Here is a 3,458-nt window from a genome sequence, read left to right on the forward strand (position 1 = left end):
GCTGCCGTCTTCTGTGGTGATACCCCCATTGATTAACTTTTTGTCTTCGGTTTCCAGAGAAAAAACACTGATGGTAGCAAACCCTAGCGGGCTGCCCCCATCCTCATCGATCACTTTTCCTTGGATTTCTCCATAATTGGAAGATTGTGAAAAAGCAGGCTGGAAAGCTAAAAATGTTAGCAATAGACTTAATAGGCTAATGTTTTTCATGGTGGATATTTTGGTATAATTAAATAGCGACAAATATAAAGAATCGAGGGCAAGGAAGTTTGTTTTTTTACATGAATGTTCTATCTAATTGATAGATATAAGCTTTGAGTTAGAATGGGGATGGCTAGGATTGATCCGAATTCTGACTTTGTAATAGGTGAAATCTGGCCTGCAAGAAATTTTGATGCCGATGTTATGGGTGTTTGGCCAATTCCAACAAAAGTAGTTAGCTCCTCAGGAATTGAGCAAAATAAGGGCTGGTAATTATTTTTGTCCATAAAATTTAGAAAGATTGCTGTTGTAAATAGCACCCTTTTTTTATTTAAAATTAAAAGGAGTCGAGAAATGATATTTTTTGACCATTGATAAATAAGTTTTTTTTTATTTAATAGGAATAAAGTAGATTGGCTTCATTATTATAATTGTATAAATTGTATTTTGACAGTACCATTAATCTATGAATCCAAATATCAACCGTTTTTTTCTCTTGTTTGTACTTGCTATTTGTTGGTCATGTAAATCCGGAGACAAGCCATTGGAAGAATTAATACCAATGGATCAAACAAGCCTAAAGACCGGAGAAGACCTTTTTCAAACCAATTGTGGCAGTTGCCATTCCTTCAAAAAAAATGGTATTGGTCCCCATTTGGGTGGGATTACCAGAGAGCAGTCCTTAGAGTGGTTGCGCGCTTTTATCCAAAACCCTGCTGAGATGATTGACAATGGAGATGAAAGGGCCCGTAAGGTTTTTGAGCGATACAAAACCTACATGCCTTCTTTTAAGCATCTAGAACAAGGTCAAATAGACAATATAATTGGCTTCATGCACCAGCATGAAGCTCCTCAAGAAAATTCAGAAGTTGTATTGGATTCCATAGGAAACCCGATTCCTGAAAAAATTCCCTTGTCAGATTTGGTTGTGAAATTAGAGCTAATCAGTACAATCCCTGCTTCCGCAGAAAAGAAACCCCTTACCCGTATTGCGAAAATGGATTTCCATCCGGTAAGCAAGGAGATGTACATGATGGATTTAAGAGGTAAAATGTACCTTATGGAAGGGGGGAAAACAAAGCTATACCTCGATATGTCCAAGGAAATGCCCGAATTCATTAATGAACCGGGCTTGGCTACTGGTTTTGGTAGCTTTGCCTTTCACCCTGAGTTCGGTGAAAATGGCCTATTCTATACCAATCATACCGAAAAACCTCATACAAAACCTGCAGATTTTGCCTTTGGAGATAGTATCAGAAGCGATCTTCAGTGGGTAGTAACCGAATGGAAAACGGGAAATCCCATGGCTGTACCTTTTCAAGCCCAAAGCAAAAGAGAGCTTTTTAGAATTGATATGGCCTCTGGGATTCATGGGATGCAAGAGATTACTTTCAACCCTTATGCCAAAAAAGGAGACAAGGATTATGGACTTCTGTATATAGGTATTGGAGATGGTGGTTCGGAAGGAAGAGGACATGCCTGGATATCGTATGGCGGCACTCAGGCCTGGGGGTCAGTTTTTAGAATAGACCCGCAAGGTAACAACAGCAATAATGGGAAATATGGAATACCAACTGACAACCCGTTTGTAGGCAATGACAAGGGCTGGTTGCCGGAAATTTACGCGCATGGATTTAGAAATCCGCACAGAATTTCATGGACCCAATCAGGAGAGATACTCGTTTCAAATATCGGTCAAGGCCAAATAGAATCCCTTTATATGCTTCGTCCGGGAGCTGATTATGGATGGCCTGTCAGGGAGGGTACTTTTAAATTAAAACCTGAAGATGATTCCAATATGGTTTTTCCTTTGCCTGAAAATGAAAAATCTTTTGGCTTTTCTTACCCGGTAGCCATGTATGACCACGATGAAGGCAATGCTATTTCCGGAGGTTATGAATATACAGGTACTGAAGTACCGGGTCTTGAGGGGAAATACCTGTTTGGAGATATTACAAAAGGTAGACTGTTTTATGTGAATATTGCTGACCTTAAAATTGGCAAACAAGCTCCAATTTATGAATGGACAGTCGAGTATGAAGGAGTTTCTGTTCCTCTTTCCAAATTATCGGGTAGCAGAAGGGTGGATCTTCGATTGGGCAAAGATGCCAATGGAGAAATGTACTTGTTTACCAAAGCTGATGGGAAGGTTTATAAAATGGTCGGTATAAAAAACTAAGATGAAAAAATTCAGCAGGCGAAAAACCCTTTTTACACTTGGAAGTATGGCCGCATTAGGGCACGTTTGGGCTTCAAATGAACGCTTTGCCAAACCAAAAGCCCGGATTGGCGCTTGCGATTGGTCTATTGGGAAAGCTTCTGATCCTTGTGCATTAGCGTTGGCTAGAGAAATAGGTCTGGACGGCGTACAGGTAAGTTTAGGGAATGTAGCCAATGACATGCACCTTAGACAAAAAAGCATGCAGGAAATTTACCTGAAGGCAGCTAAAAAAAACAAAGTGAAAATTGCCGGCTTGGCCATAGGAGAACTCAATCGAGTGCCCTATAAATCTGCCCCTGAAACAGAGGCTTGGGTTTCAGACAGCATAGATGTAGCCAAAGCATTGGGTTGCAAAAATGTTTTACTGGCCTTTTTCTCTGCTGGAGACCTAAGAAATGATCCTTCTGGAAAAAAGGAAGTGATTCGTAGATTAAAGAAAGTTGCCCCCAAGGCAGAAGCAGCCGATGTCGTGCTGGGAATTGAATCTTGGCTTTCTGCAGAAGAACACCTGGAGATTTTAGCAGCAGTGGGATCTTCCCATGTAAAGGTTTATTATGACCTGGCCAATGCTACCAAAATGGGCTATGATATATTTAAAGAAATAGCCCTCTTAGGGGCTGAAAATATCTGTGAAATTCATTTCAAAGAAAATGGTCAGTTACTTGGGCAAGGGAAGGTGAATTTTGAAAAAGTAAAAGTGAGTCTGGATAAAATTGGCTATAGAGGTTGGTACATCATGGAGGGGGCCATCCCAAAAGGTATGGAGGTGTTGCCGGCCTATAGAAAAAATCTAAATTTTGTTACACAACTTATGAAATCCTAAAAAATGGTAAAGTGGCCTCTCTGTTGTTGTTTTTTATTCTTGGGGTTGTTCGCATGTGATTCCGGTAAACAGCAAGAGTCTCAGCCATTGTTATATGTTCCGGAAGGATTGGAGGTAAGTGTATGGGCCGAAAGCCCCCTATTCTTTAATCCCACCAATATGGATGTGGATGCCAAAGGTAGGGTATGGGTCACTGAAGCAGTTAACTACAGA

General features: G+C 40.5%; 5 protein-coding genes. 4 read left to right on the forward strand and 1 reads right to left on the reverse strand.

The window, feature by feature from the left end:
- Nucleotides 1-210, reverse strand: a 210-nt coding sequence (locus AAC037_RS22010; protein WP_339905646.1) for a hypothetical protein, incomplete at its 3' end; no start/stop codon positions are given.
- A 114-nt stretch (nucleotides 211-324) separates the two neighbouring features.
- On the opposite strand from AAC037_RS22010, the gene AAC037_RS22015 reads away from it, so the two are divergent.
- From AAC037_RS22015 to AAC037_RS22030, 4 genes are all read left to right on the forward strand, one after another.
- Nucleotides 325-474: a hypothetical protein gene (locus tag AAC037_RS22015; RefSeq protein WP_339905647.1), complete on the forward strand. Its 150-nt coding sequence runs from the start codon at nucleotides 325-327 to the stop codon at nucleotides 472-474.
- 193 nt (nucleotides 475-667) lie between these two features.
- Nucleotides 668-2,380: a PQQ-dependent sugar dehydrogenase gene (locus AAC037_RS22020; protein ID WP_339905648.1), complete on the forward strand. Its 1,713-nt coding sequence runs from the start codon at nucleotides 668-670 to the stop codon at nucleotides 2,378-2,380.
- A 1-nt stretch (nucleotide 2,381) separates the two neighbouring features.
- Nucleotides 2,382-3,245, forward strand: a complete 864-nt coding sequence (locus AAC037_RS22025) for a sugar phosphate isomerase/epimerase family protein (protein ID WP_339905650.1) — start codon at nucleotides 2,382-2,384, stop codon at nucleotides 3,243-3,245.
- A 3-nt stretch (nucleotides 3,246-3,248) separates the two neighbouring features.
- Nucleotides 3,249-3,458, forward strand: a 210-nt coding sequence (locus tag AAC037_RS22030) for a hypothetical protein (protein WP_339905652.1), incomplete at its 3' end; no start/stop codon positions are given.

It is taken from the genome of uncultured Cyclobacterium sp., assembly GCF_963976465.1.
Taxonomy (GTDB): Bacteria; Bacteroidota; Bacteroidia; order Cytophagales; family Cyclobacteriaceae; genus Cyclobacterium.

What these genes read in the sequence shown, in the direction of transcription:
- AAC037_RS22015 (WP_339905647.1), top strand. Translation starts at nt 325, where the DNA reads ATGGGGATGGCTAGGATTGATCCGAATTCTGACTTTGTAATAGGTGAA.
- AAC037_RS22020 (WP_339905648.1), top strand. Translation starts at nt 668, where the DNA reads ATGAATCCAAATATCAACCGTTTTTTTCTCTTGTTTGTACTTGCTATT.
- AAC037_RS22025 (WP_339905650.1), top strand. Translation starts at nt 2,382, where the DNA reads ATGAAAAAATTCAGCAGGCGAAAAACCCTTTTTACACTTGGAAGTATG.